The sequence below is a fragment of the Halobacillus sp. ACCC02827 genome, assembly GCF_030291935.1.
Lineage (GTDB): Bacteria > Bacillota > Bacilli > Bacillales > Halobacillaceae > Halobacillus.
In genome coordinates, this window is the sequence record NZ_CP128168.1 from 3,165,349 (window position 1) to 3,184,932 (window position 19,584).

At 48.9% G+C, this 19,584-nt stretch carries 22 protein-coding genes; 6 read left to right on the forward strand and 16 right to left on the reverse strand.

Annotated elements, in window-relative coordinates; translation table 11 throughout:
• Positions 1 to 112: 112 nt before the first annotated feature.
• The 9 genes from QRD89_RS16740 to QRD89_RS16780 form a co-directional block, all read right to left on the reverse strand.
• The gene (locus QRD89_RS16740) at positions 113 to 808 is read right to left on the reverse strand and encodes a YesL family protein (protein WP_286095855.1); all 696 of its coding nucleotides are present in this window, start codon (positions 806 to 808) and stop codon (positions 113 to 115) included.
• A 41-nt stretch (positions 809 to 849) separates the two neighbouring features.
• Positions 850 to 1,818, reverse strand: coding sequence for a sugar phosphate isomerase/epimerase family protein (locus tag QRD89_RS16745; protein ID WP_062514844.1), 969 nt, complete (start codon positions 1,816 to 1,818; stop codon positions 850 to 852).
• 14 nt (positions 1,819 to 1,832) lie between these two features.
• Positions 1,833 to 2,876 carry a Gfo/Idh/MocA family protein gene (locus QRD89_RS16750; RefSeq protein WP_286095856.1) on the reverse strand — a complete coding sequence of 348 codons (1,044 nt, stop codon included), beginning with the start codon at positions 2,874 to 2,876 and terminating at the stop codon, positions 1,833 to 1,835.
• Positions 2,873 to 3,913 (reverse strand): Gfo/Idh/MocA family protein, encoded by a 1,041-nt coding sequence (locus QRD89_RS16755; protein ID WP_008632441.1) that lies wholly within the window; start codon positions 3,911 to 3,913, stop codon positions 2,873 to 2,875. The genes QRD89_RS16750 and QRD89_RS16755 overlap by 4 nt, the downstream gene beginning before the upstream one ends.
• Positions 3,914 to 3,934: 21 nt before the next feature.
• Positions 3,935 to 4,654 carry a ThuA domain-containing protein gene (locus QRD89_RS16760; protein WP_008632434.1) on the reverse strand — a complete coding sequence of 240 codons (720 nt, stop codon included), beginning with the start codon at positions 4,652 to 4,654 and terminating at the stop codon, positions 3,935 to 3,937.
• A gap of 25 nt (positions 4,655 to 4,679) precedes the next feature.
• Complete coding sequence (locus tag QRD89_RS16765) at positions 4,680 to 5,717, reverse strand: LacI family DNA-binding transcriptional regulator (RefSeq protein WP_286095857.1); 1,038 nt, start codon at positions 5,715 to 5,717, stop codon at positions 4,680 to 4,682.
• Between the two features lie 21 nt (positions 5,718 to 5,738).
• On the reverse strand, positions 5,739 to 6,563 hold the full coding sequence (locus tag QRD89_RS16770; protein ID WP_026577881.1) for a carbohydrate ABC transporter permease: 825 nt from the start codon (positions 6,561 to 6,563) through the stop codon (positions 5,739 to 5,741).
• Positions 6,563 to 7,423 carry a carbohydrate ABC transporter permease gene (locus QRD89_RS16775; RefSeq protein WP_008632424.1) on the reverse strand — a complete coding sequence of 287 codons (861 nt, stop codon included), beginning with the start codon at positions 7,421 to 7,423 and terminating at the stop codon, positions 6,563 to 6,565. The genes QRD89_RS16770 and QRD89_RS16775 overlap by 1 nt, the downstream gene beginning before the upstream one ends.
• Before the next feature lie 163 nt (positions 7,424 to 7,586).
• Positions 7,587 to 8,894: an ABC transporter substrate-binding protein gene (locus QRD89_RS16780; RefSeq protein WP_008632423.1), complete on the reverse strand. Its 1,308-nt coding sequence runs from the start codon at positions 8,892 to 8,894 to the stop codon at positions 7,587 to 7,589.
• Between the two features lie 359 nt (positions 8,895 to 9,253).
• Here QRD89_RS16780 and QRD89_RS16785 point away from each other — a divergent pair, with 359 nt between their 5' ends.
• Positions 9,254 to 9,688, forward strand: coding sequence for an Hsp20/alpha crystallin family protein (locus tag QRD89_RS16785; protein ID WP_286095858.1), 435 nt, complete (start codon positions 9,254 to 9,256; stop codon positions 9,686 to 9,688).
• Here QRD89_RS16785 and QRD89_RS16790 read toward each other — a convergent pair.
• Positions 9,682 to 10,140 (reverse strand): Hsp20/alpha crystallin family protein, encoded by a 459-nt coding sequence (locus QRD89_RS16790; RefSeq protein ID WP_008632421.1) that lies wholly within the window; start codon positions 10,138 to 10,140, stop codon positions 9,682 to 9,684. The genes QRD89_RS16785 and QRD89_RS16790 overlap by 7 nt on opposite strands.
• A 43-nt stretch (positions 10,141 to 10,183) precedes the next feature.
• Between QRD89_RS16790 and QRD89_RS16795 the strand changes: the two genes are divergently transcribed.
• From QRD89_RS16795 to QRD89_RS16805, 3 genes are read left to right on the forward strand one after another with little or no spacing between them, the layout of a single operon-like run.
• Complete coding sequence (locus tag QRD89_RS16795; RefSeq protein WP_008632420.1) at positions 10,184 to 10,378, forward strand: hypothetical protein; 195 nt, start codon at positions 10,184 to 10,186, stop codon at positions 10,376 to 10,378.
• Between the two features lie 4 nt (positions 10,379 to 10,382).
• Complete coding sequence (locus QRD89_RS16800) at positions 10,383 to 10,703, forward strand: hypothetical protein (RefSeq protein ID WP_008632419.1); 321 nt, start codon at positions 10,383 to 10,385, stop codon at positions 10,701 to 10,703.
• A 1-nt stretch (position 10,704) separates the two neighbouring features.
• The gene (locus QRD89_RS16805; RefSeq protein ID WP_008632418.1) at positions 10,705 to 10,998 is read left to right on the forward strand and encodes a hypothetical protein; all 294 of its coding nucleotides are present in this window, start codon (positions 10,705 to 10,707) and stop codon (positions 10,996 to 10,998) included.
• Between the two features lie 257 nt (positions 10,999 to 11,255).
• Here QRD89_RS16805 and QRD89_RS16810 read toward each other — a convergent pair whose 3' ends face one another.
• The 3 genes from QRD89_RS16810 to QRD89_RS16820 all read right to left on the reverse strand — a co-directional run bounded on the left by QRD89_RS16810 (position 11,256) and on the right by QRD89_RS16820 (position 12,397).
• Positions 11,256 to 11,501: a hypothetical protein gene (locus QRD89_RS16810; protein ID WP_008632417.1), complete on the reverse strand. Its 246-nt coding sequence runs from the start codon at positions 11,499 to 11,501 to the stop codon at positions 11,256 to 11,258.
• Between the two features lie 56 nt (positions 11,502 to 11,557).
• The gene (locus QRD89_RS16815) at positions 11,558 to 11,728 is read right to left on the reverse strand and encodes a hypothetical protein (protein ID WP_161484927.1); all 171 of its coding nucleotides are present in this window, start codon (positions 11,726 to 11,728) and stop codon (positions 11,558 to 11,560) included.
• A 339-nt stretch (positions 11,729 to 12,067) separates the two neighbouring features.
• The gene (locus tag QRD89_RS16820; protein ID WP_008632415.1) at positions 12,068 to 12,397 is read right to left on the reverse strand and encodes a helix-turn-helix domain-containing protein; all 330 of its coding nucleotides are present in this window, start codon (positions 12,395 to 12,397) and stop codon (positions 12,068 to 12,070) included.
• A 251-nt stretch (positions 12,398 to 12,648) separates the two neighbouring features.
• Between QRD89_RS16820 and QRD89_RS16825 the strand changes: the two genes are divergently transcribed.
• The gene (locus tag QRD89_RS16825) at positions 12,649 to 13,365 is read left to right on the forward strand and encodes a CBS domain-containing protein (RefSeq protein WP_008632413.1); all 717 of its coding nucleotides are present in this window, start codon (positions 12,649 to 12,651) and stop codon (positions 13,363 to 13,365) included.
• 81 nt (positions 13,366 to 13,446) lie between these two features.
• Entirely contained in the window at positions 13,447 to 13,806 is a 360-nt protein-coding gene (locus QRD89_RS16830; RefSeq protein ID WP_152413288.1) for a PilZ domain-containing protein, read from the forward strand.
• A gap of 64 nt (positions 13,807 to 13,870) precedes the next feature.
• Here QRD89_RS16830 and QRD89_RS16835 read toward each other — a convergent pair whose 3' ends face one another.
• The 3 genes from QRD89_RS16835 to QRD89_RS16845 form a co-directional block, all read right to left on the reverse strand.
• Entirely contained in the window at positions 13,871 to 14,824 is a 954-nt protein-coding gene (locus QRD89_RS16835; protein ID WP_286095859.1) for a class F sortase, read from the reverse strand.
• Between the two features lie 138 nt (positions 14,825 to 14,962).
• Positions 14,963 to 18,037: an efflux RND transporter permease subunit gene (locus QRD89_RS16840; RefSeq protein WP_286095860.1), complete on the reverse strand. Its 3,075-nt coding sequence runs from the start codon at positions 18,035 to 18,037 to the stop codon at positions 14,963 to 14,965.
• Positions 18,024 to 19,373 (reverse strand): efflux RND transporter periplasmic adaptor subunit, encoded by a 1,350-nt coding sequence (locus QRD89_RS16845; protein ID WP_286096893.1) that lies wholly within the window; start codon positions 19,371 to 19,373, stop codon positions 18,024 to 18,026. The genes QRD89_RS16840 and QRD89_RS16845 overlap by 14 nt, the downstream gene beginning before the upstream one ends.
• Between the last annotated feature and the right edge of the window lie 211 nt (positions 19,374 to 19,584).

Below are 19,584 nucleotides of genomic sequence, written 5' to 3' on the forward strand. Positions count from 1 at the left end.
ACCTGCTGCTATTGTGGAAGGATATTTTCGCGCAGAAAGCGTCCCATATCCCCCAGCCCGTCCCTCCCACTTAAATGAAAACAACAAAAAACCGGAAACCAAAGGCTTCCGGTTATGCTGCTTCCGTTTTCTCCTGCCATTTCAGCACAAGACGATAAAAGGCAGAAAAAGCGAGGAAAGAAAGAATCGATCCCGTGAAAATTGGAAGAATCAACGGGAAGATATAAAGACTGACCATCAGAATGAAACCGGCCGTCACTGCAACGGCGAGGAACAACACCGGACTCGAGAACGTCAGGAAGAACGCCTGTTTCAGCACACCACCCACCTTAAGGTCGTAATGCACCATGGCCGAAAATACGTTGATGGTATAAACAAAAAGGATGATGCTCGAGACGAGGAAGGCGTTCATCATCAACGGATTCGCTGCAGAGAAATAATACACATCTGCTGCGACAACCACCCAGAGAAAAGTCAATAGTGCTCCAACCTTCACGCTTCCAGCGTAGTTTTCTTTGTAATAGTACCAATAGCTGTTTTCCCTGCCGTGTTTCTCCTCCTTCCGCACCCATTCCCGTGCTTTCGCGAACAGAGCGGTCGTCGCCGGGAAGAAGACGATCGGAAGAAGTAAGACGAGCGGCGGCAGCAGATACCAGAGTTGTCCCCTCTCCCCAATGCCGAGGATGCTTAACAAAATCAACACGACCGGCAAATTGAACAATGTCCACAGCAGATTCGTCAGCGCAAACTTGGAAATCCACTCACTGACCGCATATAAGCCACCCCTGATTCCCTTCATCCGATCCATATCCATTCCCCTTTCTTTCCCTTACAGACTGTACGTGCTGTTTACGCCCACCACATATCGGCCGGCTGTTCTTCTATCAAGACGGACTTCAAATTCTTCACGGCCTGGCGGAAACCTTCATCAATCGACATGATCGGATCCTCATGCTCGATGCTGACGGCATGATCGTATCCGAACGTCCTTAGTGCACTGATAATATCCGACCATTCCTTGACACTGTGGCCGTAGCCGACGGAACGGAAACTCCAAGCCCGCGTCTGGACGGCTGCGTAATTCTGCATGTCGGTCAACCCGTACATGTTTACATTTTCCTGGTCGATATACGTATCCTTCGCATGGAAGTGATGGATGGCATTCTCTTTTCCAAGTATCTTAATGGCCGCGACCGGATCGATGCCCTGCCACCATAAGTGACTCGGATCGAGATTGGCTCCTATCGCCTCCCCTGCCGCTTCGCGAAGCTTCAGCATCGTGTAAGGCGTATGAACGAGGAATCCGGCATGAAGCTCGAGTCCGATCTTGACCCCGTTCTCCTCGGCAAGCTTCGCTTGTTCCTTCCAGTACGGAATCAGTTTTTCCGTCCACTGCCACTCCAGAATATCGGAGTATTCCGGCGGCCAAGGTGTGACAGGCCAGTTCGGCGCCGTATCCTGTTCACTTCCACCAGGGGTTCCGGAGAACGTGTTGACGACCGGAACTCCCATTAATCCGGCGAGCTTCACCGTCTTGACGAACGTTTCGTGGCATTGATCAGCGAAAGCTTTATCCGGAGAAATCGGGTTGCCGTGACAGCTGAAGGCACTGATGGTCAAACCACGATCCTCCACCTTCGCCAAGTATTCCTTCCGCTTCTCTTCACTCTCAAGAAGAACATCGACGTCACAGTGAGCGTTACCCGGATAACCGCCTGTTCCGATTTCCACCGCTTTCAATCCGGATTCTTTTGCATGGTCAAGCATTTCTTCAAACGATTTATCAGAGAATAATACCGTAAATACGCCTAGTTTCATCGCTCATTCCTCCATTATCGATTTATTTTCACACTGGAACCGGTCCGACTGCTTTCGTAGATCGCTTCCATCAATTTCGTCACTTTAAGCGCCTGTTCAGGCTGAACGACAAGCTCTGTACGCCCCAGACAGCTGTCCACGAAGTTCCTGGCCTGGGCCACGCCCGGCTCCGGGTATCCTTCGTTTATTTTCATCGTACTATCGACCAGAGCACCAAACTTCGCCTGATAAAGCTCCAGCGGATAAACGCTGAGTCCTCCATCGACTCCTGAAATAGAAAGGGATGTATGGTCCTCTTTGATATTCGCAGCCCAGGAGCATTCGAACTGCATGGAAGAACCATCCGCAAACGTGATATAACTGGTCACATGATCATCGACGTTGAACGTTTCATGATCAAATGTTCCCCAGTCATTCACCTGCCCCGGCGTCTTACTCAGCCGGTCATAGGCACGTCCCATCACTTCTACAGGTTCGGGATCATCCAGCAGCCAGAGAGCAAGGTCGAGAAGATGACAGCCGAAATCAATCAAACTGCCTCCCCCCTGCAGCTCTTTATTCGTAAAGACGCCCCATCCCGGGACTTTTCTCCGCCGCATCGCCTGGACACGGGTCACAAGCGGATCACCAATCTCCTTCTCAAGAATGGCGTTTTTTGCGAGTTTTGCCTCCGGAGTGAAACGATAATGATACGCAATCGACAAAAGGCGGTCATTTTTCTCTGCTGCTTCGATCATTCTTTCACATTCTTCTGTCGTAATCGCCATCGGCTTCTCGCACAAGACGTGCACGCCCGCTTCCAATGCCGCAACCGCAATCTCGGCGTGAAATTTATTCGGTGTACAGATGATAACGGCGTCGATATCCTGAAACATCGCAGGATAATCTTCATATACGTGCGGAATGCCGTGTGTTTCTGCTACTTCCTTCGCTCTTTGTTCATTCACATCCTGGACAGCATGCAGGATGACATCCTCCTGTAATTCAAGGAAAGAGGGAATATGCCTCCCTTGGGCAATTCCCCCTACTCCAATCAAACCTATACGGAGACGGGTCATTTCGTGACTTTCTCCAAGCTTGCAATTTGACCTGTTTCACTGGAACGAAGCGCTCCCAGAATGACTTCCAGTGACTTCAGTCCTTCTTCTCCGGTGATCAACGGATCTTTCTTATTAATAATGCTGTCAAGGAAATGGTCGATCACGTGAGAATTGCTTTGTCCACCCTCATCGTTGGACTGGATTTTTCCAAGCTCGTAACGGACGGTGTCCCCGTTGTTGTAGTTGGCAATCAAAGAATACGTCGGATCATCTTCTAAGCGAAGCGTTCCTTCTGATCCGTAGATGACCGTCGAATTGTCTTCCTTCGGGTTGTATGCCCAGCTCGCAGCCATTGTACCGACAATACCTGATTCAGAACGGAGGATGCAGACGGCATTATCATCCACCGTGCTGTTTTCTTTCGCACTGCTTTCGATGAAGCCGGCGACGTTCGTGAACTCTTCCCCCAACACGTAGCGCATCAGGTCTGCCTTATGTACACCAAGGTCTCCCATCGCTCCGATGAACGCCTCTTCTTTCTTGAAGAACCAGCTGTCTTTCCCTTCTGCACTCCAGCCTTCCGGTCCGCCATGACCGAATGCCGTACGGAAGCTGTACACTTTGCCGATGGAACCTGCTGCAAGCAGTTCCTTCGCCTTTTCATGAGAAGGTACGAAGCGCTGGTTGTGGCCGATCATCAATTTCTTCCCTGCTTTTTCAGCAGCGGCAATCATCGCTTCACCTTCTTCTTTCGACGTCGCCATCGGTTTCTCGCATAGGACGTGGCAGCCTGCATTCAGTGCTGCGATGGAAACAGGTGCGTGGAGGTAGTTCGGCAGACAGACGCTGACAGCATCTACGGATTCTTTCTCCAACAATTCTTCATAGCTCGTATACGCTTTCGCTCCGTATTCAGCTGCAATTTCCTCGGCACGGGCTTCGACAATATCGCAGACAGCCGTGATTTCTGCATTTGGATTATTGTTGTATTCCGGAAGGTGACGGTGCTGAGCGATGCTTCCACAGCCGATGACGGCAATTTTCAATGTAGACATGATATCAGGCTCCTTTATTGTTTATTTCGGCGCAATCTTTTCGAGTGGCTGTGCGTTTCCATATACAGGTGTCGGCGTTTCCGTTTGACGGGCCCACTTCACACCATTCTTGATCACGTGCTGGATCTCTTTATTATGATAAGTCGGGTACGTTTCATGTCCCGGGCGGAAGTAGAAGACTTTCCCTTTGCCGCGTCGGAAGGTCGCTCCACTTCGGAATACCTCTCCGCCTTCAAACCAGCTGACGAAAATCAGTTCATCCGGGGTCGGAATGTCGAAGTGTTCCCCGTACATCTCTTCTCTCTCAAGCTCGATATACTCTCCGATTCCTTCTGTAATCGGGTGGGATGGATCGACGACCCAGATCCGTTCCTTATCATCGGCTTCGCGCCACTTCAGATCACAGGACGTTCCCATCAGTTTCTTGAACGGCTTGGAGAAGTGACCGGAATGAAGCACGACCAGACCCATGCCGTCCAATACCCGCTGCTTCACTTTCTCTGCGATATGATCCTCTACTTCATCGTGCGCCTTGTGTCCCCACCAGACGAGGACATCGGTTCCATCCAGCACGTCGTCGGTCAACCCGTGTTCTTCCTCATCCAGAGTTGCTGTACGAACGGTTACGTTTTCCTCTTCTAAAAATTCGGCGATCGCACCGTGGATTCCTTCCGGATAAATATCGCGGACGATCTCGCTTTCTTTTTCATGACGGTATTCGTTCCATACTAGGACGTTCATGTTCATTCCCCTTTTCTTTTTATAGTTAAGACGGACGGATCGGCGATTTCCTGCTGCAGGATTCGCGTTCGATAATGATCGTCGGAATAATGACGCTCTTCTTGATTCTGTCCGGATATTTCAACCATTCAATAAGGTTGCGTGCCGATTCATGGCCGAGCTGGAACGACTGGGTATCAACCGTCGTCAGCGGAGGGCTGGAGAGCCGGGCGATCATCGTGTTGTTAAATCCGATCACACTCATCTGCTCCGGCAGCTTCCAGCCTTTGGTCGTCAATTCACGCATGACCATCATGGCATTGTAGTCGTCCGTGATCACGAGTCCCGTCGGCGGGTCGGAGAGAGCCGTCAATGCAGCAGCCACTTCTTCCGCTCCCGACTGATCCGCCTGGATGTTCTTCCAGATGTGCGCCGTTTCATCCAGTCCGTTCGCCTGAAGCGCCTGCTTAAATCCTTGCAGACGATCCCGGGCTACTTCGTACTGTGCGTCGCCGCCGATGAAACCGAGCTTCTCATGGCCGAGCTTGATCAGATGGTTCGTCGCATCTTTACTCGCCTGTACGTTGTCATTATCGACATAGAGGGTGTCTCCCGGAGAATCGACCGGTTTGCCGATCATGACGAAAGGAAATTCGCATTCCCTTAAATACGGGACAACCTTGTCATCCTCGCGGGAATAAAGGACGATACAGCCGTCGACACGCTTTCCCTGGACCATCTTGACGACTTCTTTATAAATAGCTTCTTCTGTGTTTCCCGTCGTTAAGTAAATACTGTAGTCACTATCATGACAGGCATCGCTGATCCCTCTCAACAATTCCGAAAAAAACGGGTTGTCGAAGGAGTGGATCGAGGATACCTTCGTTACGATGCCGATTGTCTGGGTGGACTGACTGACAAGGACCCGGCCGTTGTAATTCAAATGATAGCCAAGCTCCTCCATTACTTTCCTTACCTTCCGCTTCGTCTTCTCACTGATACGCGGACTGTCTGAAATAACGCGGGAAACAGTAGAGGGAGCCACGTTCGCCTTCTTCGCTACATCTTTTATCGTTACGGACATACCCATCTACTCCCCTGCTGATTATTTGACGGCACCTTCTGAAACACCGGCAATGATTTGCTTCTGAGCGAAGAAGTAGCCGATGATGACCGGCAGGATGGCAATTGTCAATCCTGCAAGCGCCAGGTGCCACTGCTTCGTATATTGTCCGAAGAAATAGAACATCTTCAACGGGATCGTCGCATTCGACTCATTCAAGACAAGAGATGGAAGGAGGTAATCGTTCCAAATCCAGATGACGTTCAAGATCGCGACTGTTACGGAAATCGGTTTAAGCAGCGGGAAGATGATGTGCCAGAATAGCTGGAAGCGGTTCGCTCCATCGATGATGGCTGCTTCATCCATGGATGTAGATACACCCGTCATCGCTCCGTGATACAAGAAGATCGACAGGCTGCATCCGAATCCGAGATACATAAAGATCAAACCGCCGGCGTTCAGCATGTCTGCCTGTCCGAAAATCGAAACAAGCGGGATCATGACAGACTGGAACGGAATCAGCATTGCCGCTACGAACACGAAGAAGATGATGCCGCTGAGCTTGCTTTTATTCCGGGCCAGCGCGTAGCCGGCCATGGAAGAGAACAGGATGATGATCGCGATGCTTAAGCCCGTGATCATCAGCGAGTTGAACAACGACTTTAGAAATTCCAGATCGATGAACGCTTCCACAAAGTTTGAGAAAACGAATTCGTCAGGAAGACCGAGGACACCTTCAAAGATGCCCCGTTTTGTTTTAAACGCATTGACGATCATCAAGTAAAACGGTGCAATCCAAATCAAGCCGAGCAGAAGGCCGAGGACTTCAATGGAAATTAAATTTCTTCTTTCTTTATTTCGCTTCATTACATCTCCACCTCCCGCTTCTTGTTGTAATACACTTGGCTCAACGCAATAACCGCGACAATCAGGAAGAAGATGACGGCTTTCGCCTGTGCGTAGGCCATATCGTTATCCTGGAATGCTGTGTTGACGATTTCCATTGCTACCATCTGTGTCGAGTTGAACGGTCCGCCGTTCGTCAACGACAAGTTCTGGTCATAAATTTTGAATGCCATCGACAATGTCAGGAACATACTGACCGTGAAAGCTGGTGCGACAAGTGGGAACGTGATGTTCTTGAAGCGCTGGAAGCTGCTCGCACCGTCGATCTTCGCTGCTTCGATCAGTTCTTTCGGAATGTTTTCTAAGTATGCGATATAGATGATCATGATATAGCCGGCCATCTGCCAGGCTGTTAAAATGACAAGCCCCCAGAAACCGGTGCCCTTCGTGGAAAGCCAGCCGTTCAGGCCTTCGATACCGGTCAGATTGGCGACATCTCCGAACACGCTGATGAATATGAACTGCCAGATGAACCCGAGAATCAATCCGCCGATCAAGTTAGGCATGAAGAAAACCGTACGAAGCAGGTTTCCGGACCGGATTTTTCTTGTGACAAGAAGCGCAAGCCCGAGACCCATCACGTTTAATAAAATGACGGTGACGACTGCGAATTGTACTGTAAACCAGATGGAATCTACGAATTCCTGCTCCTGGAATAGATTTATATAGTTTTCAAGACCGAGGAACTGGGTCGCTGATATTCCGTCCCAATCGGTGAACGAGTAGAAAAGACCATAGATGAAAGGAATGACGACGACGATTCCCAACCCGAGGATGACGGGGGTGAGGAACAGCCAGAAGGACAAACTGCGGTTCTGCATGTAGAACTCCTCCAATGCTTATTATGATAACGATTTCATATCTGCCTTTAAATAAAACATCCCGTCTATTAACATACTTACCTTATAAATATCCTAATAGAGGGGATATTTTATAATGCCGGCAGGAGCGAGCTGCTCCTGCCGACCCTATAAGGTACGACCGTTATTGGCGGGCGTCTTCCCAAGCTTTCGTAGCTTTCTCTTCTACCTCTTCCCACTCGATGTCGCCTGCGATATATTCCTGCATCGCTACACCAAGTGCGTTTTCTGTCCAGCTCGTAGGAGCACCAAGGAAGACCCATCCAAGCGTGTTGCCTTCATTAGCATAGTTGTAGATTTCCTGAGAAATCGGATCAGCGATATTCTGATCTTCATACCCTTCATATGCCGGGATGAACTTGAACTCTTCTGTTACGAACTTCTTGCCTGCATCAGATGTGTACATCCAATCAAGGAAGTCTTTACTCGCCTGCACGACTTCGTCATCGGATTCTTTGTTTACAACCCAGTAGTTAGGAACGCCGACAGGGATGCTTCCTTCATATCCTTCTACAGGAATCGGAAGAAGACCGACATTGTTTTCCGCGAACTCCGGATCCATGGACTCGATGGTGTTGTACACCCAGTTACCTTGCTGGATCATCGCTACTTTACCCAGTGAGAAGTTCTCTTCTACCTGTTGAGAATAGTCGAGGCTCAATGTAGGCTGAATGGAATACTCGTTCTGAATGTCTGTGAAACGCTTCATCTGATCGCCCATTTGGAATTCGACCGTATCAGCTTCATATGCTTCCATGACATCATGATTGAATTCGTCTGCAAGATAAGCGTTCGCCAGGTGGTTACCCATTACCCACTTCTCTTTCGCAGGGAAAGCGAATGGTGCGTCGATACCAAGGTCGCCTTTCTTGGAGTCAAGCGTCTTCACTGCTTCTTCCAAGTCATCCAGTGTCTTGATATCTTCTGCTTTGATCCCAGCATCTTCAAACACCTGTTTGTTGTAAAGCAGGCCGTAACCTTCCTGGTTGAAAGGAAGACCGAGGACCTGATCGTTTCTGGATACGCCGGAAAGCGTTCCATCAAGCGCCGCTTTGGCAGCTTCCGTATCAGATAGATCTGCTAAGTATTTTTCATATTGATCGACATCTGTCGGACCACCGACGTTGAAGATGTCCGGTTCTTCACCAGAGGAGAAGGACGTTTTCAGAGAGGCCCCATAATCGTTTCCTCCACCGACTGTCTTGACATTGATATCGACGTCCGGATTCTCTTCCTCATACATGGATACCAATTCTTCAAACTGATCTTTAAATTCCACTTTGAATTGGAAAACATCTACTGTAACAGCATCTCCGGAGTTTCCACTTGATTCTGAATCTCCATCACCGGAACCGAAGGAACAACCAGCCAGGGCAACCGTCGAAGCGAGTACTGCTGTAGCAATCCCCGCGGACCATTTGTTTCTTTTCATCTCATCCACTCCTTATTCATCCTATTAACCTTTGAATCCGCTTACATATCACATGTAAAAAAAGAGCTTTCGTGGTATGCCTTCGTGCAACAAACCGTGCATACGTTTGCACAAATGGCATGTAAAAAACTCATCAGCTTGTACAAAATGAGTAAAAAATATTGCTATGGCGCATGTGAATACGTTTGCATAAATTCATTGATTAATGAAGTTGAGTAAATCATAACATGCAAAAAAAACAAATACAACAACATTTTTCAAATAATTCTCCAAATAGGTAACGCTTTCACGCATACCTTATCCTTCCTTCGCATGAATGTCCCTTATCCTTCATAAATTGATGGAAAGAGGTGAGTTTCATGACAAAGAAAAAAGGGCAGCTCAATTGGGATGCGTTTTCTGAAAATGTGGAGAAAGTACTTGGAGAGGATTTTTGGGACGACATGCATCATGTCATTCCGAAGAAAGGTCCTTCCTATGACTTTTTTCAAACAAAAGATCAAGGGGTGCTCGTCATCGAACTTCCCGGTATGACCAAGAACGATCATGTGCAGATGACACAGGAAGGCACCCGCCTGATTGTAAAAGGAACCGTCACGCCTCCCTATCCTGTTCCGGTCGAGGAATTGATTCATGACGAGCGGATGAAAGGCAGTTTCAAGCGCATCATTCCGATTCCGTTCCCCTTTTCCATTGACGATATTACAACGGCCTACAGCGACGGCCTGATGGTGATAACCTTGCGCAAACATGCGGACAGTAACGAAGTACGCATCCATTTCGACCCTCAATAGCGCAGGAATATTTCCTTTTCATCGGAGTGACGTTTTGGCAGCCTCACTTCGACAATTCCCTCGTGGTACTGGGCATGGATATTACGCCGACTCGTCTGAGCGGGAAGTGCAATTGCAAGGCGTTCCTGACCGACTCCATCTACAAACAATTTGCCGTTCCCTACAGTCAGCCGAAGTTCCTCGACAGCTACTTCCAGAGGAACGGTGATCGTGACGACAACTTCATTGACTAATTCAATCACTTTGTATGGGACCTTCTCTTTTTCTTTGGCGGCTGGCTGCTGCATAAATGGATTGGGGGATAATGCTTCTTCCATCTGCTTTTGAACGAATTCATTCATTTTGAACATATCCATCATTTGATTCGGAAATCCGTTCCCAAAAGGGGAATTCGATGGATTTCCTTCTCCTTGTTTTCCAAAAGACGGGAACCAATTCATAAAGTCTTTCATGCTTGACTATTCCTTTCATACATTAGTGATAGGAGGTGACGACATGTGCCGCATCATTTTCGATCAATTATCCGTCCATCAAATCTCCAACGCCTCTGGTATATATTCCGGTACGAACATCCCTTCCGGATTCCGCTCCACTCAGAAGAAATGGGAAGGAAACGGCAAGGTGGTCGGTGACAGGAACATCCTCCAATCCAACAAACACCTTGTCATCAAAAAGCCGCAGGGAGATTGAGGCTATGTTTTTCTTTCGTAAACGAACGCCTCCTCCCACCAACGATTTGAAGGAATTGCTGCAAGAGCTTCAGCGTCTGCGCCAGACCGTCGAGCATCTTCAGGAGAAACACGTGGAGTACCACCTTCATATTGATCATGTCGATATTCACGATCCAAAGCTTGAGCAACTGACCTTTCAACTGGACAACTTGGATATTAAAGAGTTGAGCGGAGCTTTGAACATGGGCAATAATTTTGGTGTCCACGTCAAAAAGGACCCTAAACCGGAAGCGAAGCCGACGAAAGACGGCATGAAAATAACGTTTAAACCGAAGGAGGACTGACATGGCCTTTTTGTCCCCAAACTTCTTCATCCAAAACATCCGGATCGGAGCGATTGAGAATGCCTCGTGCTTGAACATGGGCAACAACGTCCCGAACGGATTTGAGAATCATCAGAAGCTTAATCAGGGGTTCGGAACCGTTCATGGTGATGAAAATACGCTGGAAGGGCTGCGTTCCATTCTAAGTGATTCCGCTCTCCTCGACATGATGATGGCTGATAAAGAACAAGAGATGCCTGAATGGCTCACAGACCTCATCAAACATAAAATGGAGGAGAATCAGCCTTCGGGTTGATCTCCTGCCTTGTTTTGTTTATGAGAGGAAGACGTGGACGGACTGTAGACCGGCATATCAACGAGGTCATCATCGTGCACGACATTGATGTTATGCGTAATCATATTGCCTTCCCCGATCACAGATCCCAGCCCGACATTCTCCTTGCGATAGGTACTCCAGCCGTTCTGAGTGTTGGGACCGACGAAAATCCCGGAATTCCCTTCGATCTGATTAACATAGATGGAATCGAAACGAATATCGATGGAATCTCCCCCTTAATATTGAACGTTCGGTTGAGGGTTGTTGGCTGTAGGGACGAAGAATGGACTATCTGTGACATCGTTATCAAAGATTGTATTGACATTGTTTGCTGCAATAAAGAATCCGACCGTTATTCCCGCGGCATTGTTATTCTTCCCCTGCCACGTCCAGTCCGGCTGGTTATTCTGACCTGTCGTTATCGTACCGTTCTCATTGAGCGCATTGACGGCAATCTGATTGAACACAACGGATACTGGCATCTCAATTCACCTCACCTTATACCGATATCCTATTCGCACGTCCGGGATATGTGCCTTTACCTATGTCGCTTCCCCCTATGTTGTTCATAACAGCGATAACAGAAGTCAATGGAGATCGAGTGACCGTCCGTGACCGTCATCACCTCCTCTTCCCGCAGTTCCGCCTTACACTTCCAGCAAATACGACTTGCTTCCTGGAGCGCTTTTAATCTGTCTTCCATCAACATGGCCCTTCCTCCTTTTTCCTGTGTGTCTCTACTTTACCCTTCTCGCCTCCTGAACACGAGTACGCCATTTCCCTGTTTAACAATCCTGAATCGCTGTATTCTCGCTTTTCATCAGCCGGATTCAGAAAAAGAGAGGTATACCAAGACATAAAAGGACAATTATCCCCCTTTTTCTAATACACGAAAAAATGCCACCCGTAACCGGATGGCATTCGAACATGTCAGATGAGGCTTCCACGTGTGGAAGGGATCGGCAGCTTTTTAGAAAAACCCTTCTGCGCCGGAACCCCGGCGCACTTTTTAGACCCTTCAAGAAAGGCATGACTACACAGTCTGCATTTATTTACTTTGGTGGATCCTCCACTTATTGAACTCCAAGTATTCCCTGAATTGATCTTTCGATATCCCTGAATTCATTGCTTCTTGAACGAGGTTCATCCATTCTTCATCCAGATTCTCATCCTGAGGTTCCGCTTCCCCATGGAGAAGAAAATTAATGGTTACGCCCAACTCCTGAGATATTTTTGTCAGAAACTGAACGGAAGGATTCGTTTGGATATTCCGCTCGATGGAACTTAGGTACGACTTCGCCACCCCTGCTCTTTCGGCTAATTCAGACAGCGACATATGACGGTCTTTACGTATTTTCTTAATCCGCTCACCGATCATACTCTCACCTCTTTCTATGTAATTTGAGTATAACACAACACGACAGGCCGTTCTATTTAAAGCACGAAAAATAAATATCCCGGCCTAATTCAAAAAGGGTTTTCATTTCTATGTATACATAGAATTCCCCATTTATTTATATCGGAAAATGACAAAAATGATAAAGCAATTTTTTATAAACGTTCTTTAAATGAGTATGAGTGAAGCGAGAAATGCAATACTAGGATTAAATGATGAGAAAGGTGAGCGACATGAATGATACCGTGGAACAGTTCGAAATCACATTCAATCAGATTCATCAGCATTTAAAAGAGCTGAACGGCTACCCGAAAAACGACAACTTCGTCGAACTGCTGCAGCGATCCAAGCTGAAACACAGCGTCATCCGTATCCATTTTGATCAGCTGAAGCAGTATGCCAAGTTGAGGAACGCCATCGTCCATGAACGGATCAGCGGGGATTATTATATAGCCAGTCCCCACGAAGACGTCGTACGGAAGCTGCAGGAAATTAAACGAACGCTTGATCAACCACCGGAAGCGCTGCAGTTCGCCACTCGTCCCGTCCTCTACTTCAAGGAAGATACGACGCTCATTCACTTGGTCGAAGCGTTCGACGAACACCGAATCTCCCAATTTCCTATCTATACAAAAGACCGTTCCTTTCTCGGCCTGCTGACCAATGAAGGGATTCTCCACTGGATGGCTTCTGCCACTGCCGATGAGCACCTGTCACTGAAAGGGGTGACTGCCGCAGACATCCTCCAGCATGAAAAAGAAGCGAACGTCGAATTCCTGGCAGCCGACCGGACTGTTTTCGATTTGGAAGAGAGGTTTGAGAACAGTCTCGATCAAGACAGGAAACTGAAAGCGGTGCTTGTCACAGAAACCGGGTCCTCCAACGAATTACCGATGGGCATCGTTACAACGTGGGACTTGATAAAGGTGGACCGGCGCGGGGAAGGTTAAAAAATTATGTTGCAAAAACGTTGAACCTCTTCCCTCCACATTATATGATTATATAAATAAGGAGCATAAAGGGGATGGGGTATGATGCATGAACGTAGGAGCGAGCCCTTTCGTTACACCTTCCAATCACCTCTGCCAGGCTTTTATAACAAGAAGTGGAACCGCCAAGTTTCAGGTCCTTTAGAAGTGAATGACATAAGTCTTAACGGTTTACGCTTCACGAGCGCCCTTCATCCTGATTTGATGATGAAAGACGAACTGCTTGTGACAATGATGATTCAAAACCGCACGTTTATTGCCGAAGGGCGCGTCATCTGGCTGCAGAAAGAAGAAAAGAAGATGTCCTGCGGAGTCCACGTCTTCGACTATCCCGAACCGTTGAAACAGATAATCCATACACTTGGGGAATCGATGTCAGAAGCAATTATCCATCATCCTTAAAACAAAAAAACTGGAGGACCACCGCCTACTGATCAGCATGCGGTTGGAACACCAGTTTTTTTAATCAATTCTCATTCGATTTCACGGATGGCGCGGATTCATTCCCTTCCGCATCAACCGCCGTAACGTAATAGATATGGCTTCCCGCCTCAGGGTCGACATATGTCTTTCTTTCATGCGCAGAGATGCTGGCCACTTGTTCGAAGTCTTCGCCATCTGCGCTGCGGTACACCCGGTATCCGACAACATCGTCTTTACGGACGGCATGCCAGTTTACAAAGGAACCACTCACTTCCACGGCTGTCGGAGAAGGAAGTTCTGTTTCATCTTCCACTTCTTCCTTCAGAGTAGTGTAGACTACGAGCCGGTCTTGATGACCTCCTTTATCCCGGATGAATTCACCGGTACAGGTAATTACATTCAGCCTCTTTTCACTCGTCGGACCGAAAATTTCTTCAATCGGAGATTCATCCCACGGATAGCTCTCCATCCGTTCCACTACATAAGTTCTCTCTTTTTCTTCGTCATCCGTAACCGTTATCTCATCCCCCGGCTCCAGCTTCTCCAGATCGTAGAAGACAGCAGGACCGGTATGACTGTCTACATGGCCCGCAATGACTGCGTTCCCTGTTTTTCCCGGCTGAGTCCCAGGCTCGAACCAGCCCGCTTTTGACGGGTCTTCCGGCACTCCCATCTCCCCGTTCTCAAGGACACCGACATTTTCTACAGCGGCATCGACGTCGATGGCAGGAATTTTAATATTTACCGGGACTATTCCTGCTTCCGCCTCTTCCGCCCGCTCTTTATTCTCTTCATTCAAGACTCGGAATTCTTCTGTTACCGTCTGCTCGTCCGCCTGCTCTCCCGATGGGTAGATATCGGTATTCACGACGTTACGGCTCCCCTTGCTCACCGGCTCATCAGATGCCCACATGGCAAACACGTTGGACTGATATAAGAACATCAACAGGGCGATCGTGCCCACGATAGAAAAGTAAATTTTCCACTTTCTTTCCACTGTCTGCCCCTCCTTTTTCCTGGACGTGTACTTAAACAGCTATCGTTTCAACGTTCTATTTGGATCACCTTTTTCATAAAAAAATGATTTAATAAAAACCCAAGCCTGTGTTTACAAGCTTGGGTTTTGGAATCACTACTATTTCTCTACCCGCCTCTGAAAGAAACCAGTCACTTTTCTCGATATATCATCGAAATACGTGTACACGACCGGAATGAGCACGAGTGTAAACAAGCTGGAAACGGATAACCCGAAGATGATTGTCACCGCCAGCGGCTGCTGGGCTTCGGACCCCTCACCGATGCCGAGGGCAAGCGGCACCATGCCGAGGATCGTCGTCAGCGTCGTCATGAGAATCGGACGCAGGCGGTTCGGTCCTGCCTCGAGAATCGCTTCCAACCGGTCATACAATTTCCTACGCAGAATATTGATGTAATCCACGAGAACAATTGCGTTGTTAACGACTATCCCTGCGAGCATAATGATACCCACAAAAGCCGGAAGACTGAACGGGAGACCAGTCAACAGAAGACCACCCGATATACCGACAATCGTTGCCGGCAGCGAGAACATGATGATGAACGGGAACAGGAAGTTCTCGAACTGGATCGCCATGACGGCGTAAACAAGGAAAATAGAGAATACAAGGGCGATAGCTAAATCGCCGAACGCATCCTGCATATCCTGCGCCTGACCGCCGATGGTGTAGGAATATCCATCCGGGAAATTCAGCTGTTCCAGTTCCGCTCTTACTTGTTCGGTCGCTGTTCCTAGATCAATACCGCTGACTTCCGCTTCTACATTCACCTGGGGCTGCTGATTTTCCCGTAACAGAGAGACAGGCCCCTGGACCTGTTCCAGTTCTGCGATCGTCGCAAGAGGAACAATCCCCCCGCCCGGAGATTGAACCGGCATACTTTCGAGATCGGCAATCGTCTGCCGGTCCTCCTCAGGGAAGATGAATCGGACGTCGACTTCGTCCGTGCCGTTCCGGTACCTTGTCGCAATTTGACCATTGAAGGCAAGCTGGACTTGACTGATGACCTGTTGATCCGTCAATCCATATTGGGCCGCTTTCTGGGAATCGACGTTGATTTGCATTTCCGGTCGTCCTTCCTCTGTGGAAGAAGTGGCGTTATTTACACCGTCGACTTCGTTCATTACGTAAGCAACCTGTTCTCCAAGCTCATCAAGGACGTCATATTCTTCCCCGTTCAACTGGACCTGAAGAGGTGCTCCGGTTCCAAGGCCGGCATCGAGTTCACTCACCTCGATTTCCGCTCCTGCGATTCCAGCAACGGCTTCATCGAGCTCCCCCATCACTTCCTGGGTTGTCTTCTCCCTGGATTCAGGATCAATGAGCTGAATCGTATAGGATGCCGAATCGGTAGAACCGTTACCAAAGCTTCCCATACCACCGCTGCCAATGGATAAATAACTGACGTCAACGATATCTTTGAACTTTGCAATTTGTTCATCAACTTGATTTGTGACGGACTCCGTTTCGGAAAGCGATGTACCTGCAGGCATTTCGACTTGGATTTCCACCTGCCCTTGATCGGAAGGAGGAATGAATTCGGTTCCGATCAATGGAATGACCGCTATCGCTGCAGCAATCAAGGCCGTCGTAATCGCCAGCGTCGTTTTTCTGAACTTCAACACCCAGCGCAGTACAGAACGGTACACGTCATTCACCTTATCAAGGAAGCGGTCAAACCAATAACGCCGGCCGTTTTCCTTCAACGACTTCGTTAACAATTTCGAAGACAGCATCGGAATGAGTGTGACCGATACAGCAAGCGATGCAATCAGTGCGAACATGATCGTCAAGGCAAGCGGTGTGAATAATTCTGATGCAATTCCTTCTACAAAGATGATCGGCAGGAAAACAACCAAGGTTGTGGTAGCGGAAGCAACGACGGCAGGCGCGAGTTCCGATGCCCCCACTTTTGCCGCTTCCACCATAGAATACCCCTGCTGCCGGTAGCGGACGATATTCTCCAGGATGACAATGGAACTGTCCACCATCATTCCAATTCCAAGCGCCAGTCCACCCATCGTCAGGACATTCAACGTCTCTCCAGTGAAATACATCAACGTGAACGTCGAAATGATGGCGATCGGAATCGAAAGACCGATGACCAGTGTTGCCCGGAAGCTCTTTAAGAACAAGAGTAACACCAGAACAGATATGATTCCCCCGATAATAATATTCAAGACGACACTGTTTATGGATGTTTTGATAAAGTCGGACGTGTCCAGGACGATGCTCGTCCCGACCCCTTCCGGTAGATCCTCATCCAAATCTCCAAGTGCCGCTCTTACATTATCCGCCGTTTCTACACTGTTGGCATCGGTTTTCTTCAAGATGGACAGCACGACCGAAGACTCTCCATCGACCTTGCTGATCGAATTGGCATCGACAAGCGTTTCCTCGACATCCGCGATTTGATCGAGCGTCACTTTCGCACCCGATGGAGACTGAATGATGGTCTCACGCACATCATCCACCGCGGAAAACTCCCCTTCCAGTCTAAGCTGCAAATCTTTCTGACCGGACTCGATATTCCCGGCCGATGCGGATTGATTAGCGGCATTCAACGCTTGAATGACTGTCTGCGAATCCAGTCCATACTGAGCCATCTGTGCACGGTCGATAAGGACCTGCACCTCACTTACTTGTCCACCTTCCACGCTGACAGAGGCGACACCATCCTGTCGCTCAAGAAAAGGGACGATCCGACTTTCGGCAACCTGCTGTAACTCTGCCGGAGATCCGCCGGATAAGCCGATCGTCATGATCGGCAGCTGCTGCGGATCGAAGCGCAGCACACTTGGATCGGAAGCTTCTTCGGGAAGGACGCCCGTTACCTGATCGACGCTTTCCCTCACCTCAAGCAGCGTACTGTCAAGATTTACTCCTGTATTGAATTGAAGCAGCACGAGGGAAGAGCCTGCCTGAGACCTGGATTGAAGAACTTCCAGCCCTTCAATACTGCTTACTGCCGACTCCACCGGCCTGCTTACAAGCTTCTCCACTTCCTGAGGTGCCGCCCCTTCATAGGACGTCGAAACAACAGCGATAGGGAGCTCAATTTCCGGATAGAGATCGATCGTTAAATTACGCAGAGAAACGAAGCCGAGGGCAAGAATGGCGGCAACGACCATAATGACCCCGACAGGTCTCTTGACGGAAAGATTAACGAGCTTCATCCGGAGAATCCTCCTTCATGACACGTACAAGATCCCCGTCCGTAAGGGTCAACTGCCCGGAAGTGATGACATCTGCATCTGAAGGGAGATCTTCCGAGGTAACAGCAACCTGATCCGTTTGTCTTTCCACGACTTCCACAGCAACCTGCACCGCTTTTTCGTCCACGATCTGATAAACAAATGTCTCTTCATTTTCTTCTACTAAACTGTCTGTCGGAATGATTAACGTATCCTCGACCACCTTTTCCGGTAAAAGGAAAGTTGCCATCATGCCGGGTTTGATCGTCTCTTCTCCATTATCTACGCGTGCTTCAACAGGATACAATCCGGTGTCGTCCGGGACAGATGAAACATACGTGACGGTCGCAGTGACTTCGTCTTCAAGAGCCCCAATATTGACCTTCAGTTCTTCCTCTTTGTTAAACAAATCCAATTGTTCAGCAGTCACGGAAGCAGTAATCGTCATCGGATTCAAACTGACAACGGTAGCAAACGGCTGTTGGTTCGTAACGAGGTCCCCCTCTGATGCATTCAGGGAAGCCACTTCTCCGGAAACCGGCGCAGTCACTGCTTCGTTCGCCGCCTGCTCCTTCGCCTGTTCCAATTGGACATTCGCCTGCTCGACTTGAAGCTCTGCCTGTTCTACGGCCATATCCGCCTGCTCGATCTGCTGCTCGGCCTGATCGACTTGAGCTTCTGCCTGGGCGACAGCGGAAGCAGATGCAGGCGCCTGCCCACTCAACTGCTTCATCTGTGCCTGTGCCTGCTCCGCACGATTTGCCGCCTGCTCATACAGCGCTTCAGGAATCTTCTCCTCTTTAAACAGCTTCTGTGTCTCATCAGCCAGCTGTTTTGCCTGTTCGTACTGCTGTTCAGCCGCTTCCGCCGCCTGGGCCGTCTGACTCTTTTCTGATTGAGAAGCCTGCTTGGCAAGCGTCACCTGATCTTCCGCATTCTCGACGCCGGCTGCTGCTTGTTCTTTGGACAACCGGGCATTCTCAAGCTGCTGCTCCGCTTGACGGACCGCCAATTCCTGCAGCTCCACCTGACTTTCTCCGTTACCAGGATCGACGACACCGATCGTCTCTCCCTTCTCCACTCTGTCGCCTTTCTCCACATTCAAGGTAACCAGTTCTCCAGGCGTCTTGGCTGTCACAGGCGCCTGCTCTCCGGCCGTTGCGGATCCCGAAATTTCCCGTTCGATGACGAAATCATCCTTTTGGACTGTATCCACCTGAACAGGGGTCACACGCTCCTCCGCTTTTTCTGAACCCGTCTCTTCCTGCATACACGCCGCCAATACTACCAGCGACAACACCATTACCAGCTGTTTCATCAAGACTTCCTCTCCTTCAAAGACTCTCTTCGATGTGTTTCCCCTGAACCTTTTATGTACGCCGAATACAAACCGCTGACCATGTAGTCATAATTACGATTAATGTTACTAAACTCCCCTATGTATTGCAACTTGCAGCATTCCGGGGAAAATGACAAAATTGTGTCTGCTTCCCGTGTCGGAATATGCTGTACTTTCGTTTCATCTGCCC

Coding starts and splice junctions, on each gene's coding strand:
- QRD89_RS16740 (WP_286095855.1), bottom strand. CDS start 808: ATGGATCGGATGAAGGGAATCAGGGGTGGCTTATATGCGGTCAGTGAG.
- QRD89_RS16745 (WP_062514844.1), bottom strand. CDS start 1,818: ATGAAACTAGGCGTATTTACGGTATTATTCTCTGATAAATCGTTTGAA.
- QRD89_RS16750 (WP_286095856.1), bottom strand. CDS start 2,876: ATGACCCGTCTCCGTATAGGTTTGATTGGAGTAGGGGGAATTGCCCAA.
- QRD89_RS16755 (WP_008632441.1), bottom strand. CDS start 3,913: ATGTCTACATTGAAAATTGCCGTCATCGGCTGTGGAAGCATCGCTCAG.
- QRD89_RS16760 (WP_008632434.1), bottom strand. CDS start 4,654: ATGAACGTCCTAGTATGGAACGAATACCGTCATGAAAAAGAAAGCGAG.
- QRD89_RS16765 (WP_286095857.1), bottom strand. CDS start 5,717: ATGTCCGTAACGATAAAAGATGTAGCGAAGAAGGCGAACGTGGCTCCC.
- QRD89_RS16770 (WP_026577881.1), bottom strand. CDS start 6,563: ATGAAGCGAAATAAAGAAAGAAGAAATTTAATTTCCATTGAAGTCCTC.
- QRD89_RS16775 (WP_008632424.1), bottom strand. CDS start 7,423: ATGCAGAACCGCAGTTTGTCCTTCTGGCTGTTCCTCACCCCCGTCATC.
- QRD89_RS16780 (WP_008632423.1), bottom strand. CDS start 8,894: ATGAAAAGAAACAAATGGTCCGCGGGGATTGCTACAGCAGTACTCGCT.
- QRD89_RS16785 (WP_286095858.1), top strand. CDS start 9,254: ATGACAAAGAAAAAAGGGCAGCTCAATTGGGATGCGTTTTCTGAAAAT.
- QRD89_RS16790 (WP_008632421.1), bottom strand. CDS start 10,140: ATGAAAGACTTTATGAATTGGTTCCCGTCTTTTGGAAAACAAGGAGAA.
- QRD89_RS16795 (WP_008632420.1), top strand. CDS start 10,184: ATGTGCCGCATCATTTTCGATCAATTATCCGTCCATCAAATCTCCAAC.
- QRD89_RS16800 (WP_008632419.1), top strand. CDS start 10,383: ATGTTTTTCTTTCGTAAACGAACGCCTCCTCCCACCAACGATTTGAAG.
- QRD89_RS16805 (WP_008632418.1), top strand. CDS start 10,705: ATGGCCTTTTTGTCCCCAAACTTCTTCATCCAAAACATCCGGATCGGA.
- QRD89_RS16810 (WP_008632417.1), bottom strand. CDS start 11,501: ATGCCAGTATCCGTTGTGTTCAATCAGATTGCCGTCAATGCGCTCAAT.
- QRD89_RS16815 (WP_161484927.1), bottom strand. CDS start 11,728: ATGTTGATGGAAGACAGATTAAAAGCGCTCCAGGAAGCAAGTCGTATT.
- QRD89_RS16820 (WP_008632415.1), bottom strand. CDS start 12,397: ATGATCGGTGAGCGGATTAAGAAAATACGTAAAGACCGTCATATGTCG.
- QRD89_RS16825 (WP_008632413.1), top strand. CDS start 12,649: ATGAATGATACCGTGGAACAGTTCGAAATCACATTCAATCAGATTCAT.
- QRD89_RS16830 (WP_152413288.1), top strand. CDS start 13,447: ATGATGCATGAACGTAGGAGCGAGCCCTTTCGTTACACCTTCCAATCA.
- QRD89_RS16840 (WP_286095860.1), bottom strand. CDS start 18,037: ATGAAGCTCGTTAATCTTTCCGTCAAGAGACCTGTCGGGGTCATTATG.
- QRD89_RS16845 (WP_286096893.1), bottom strand. CDS start 19,373: ATGAAACAGCTGGTAATGGTGTTGTCGCTGGTAGTATTGGCGGCGTGT.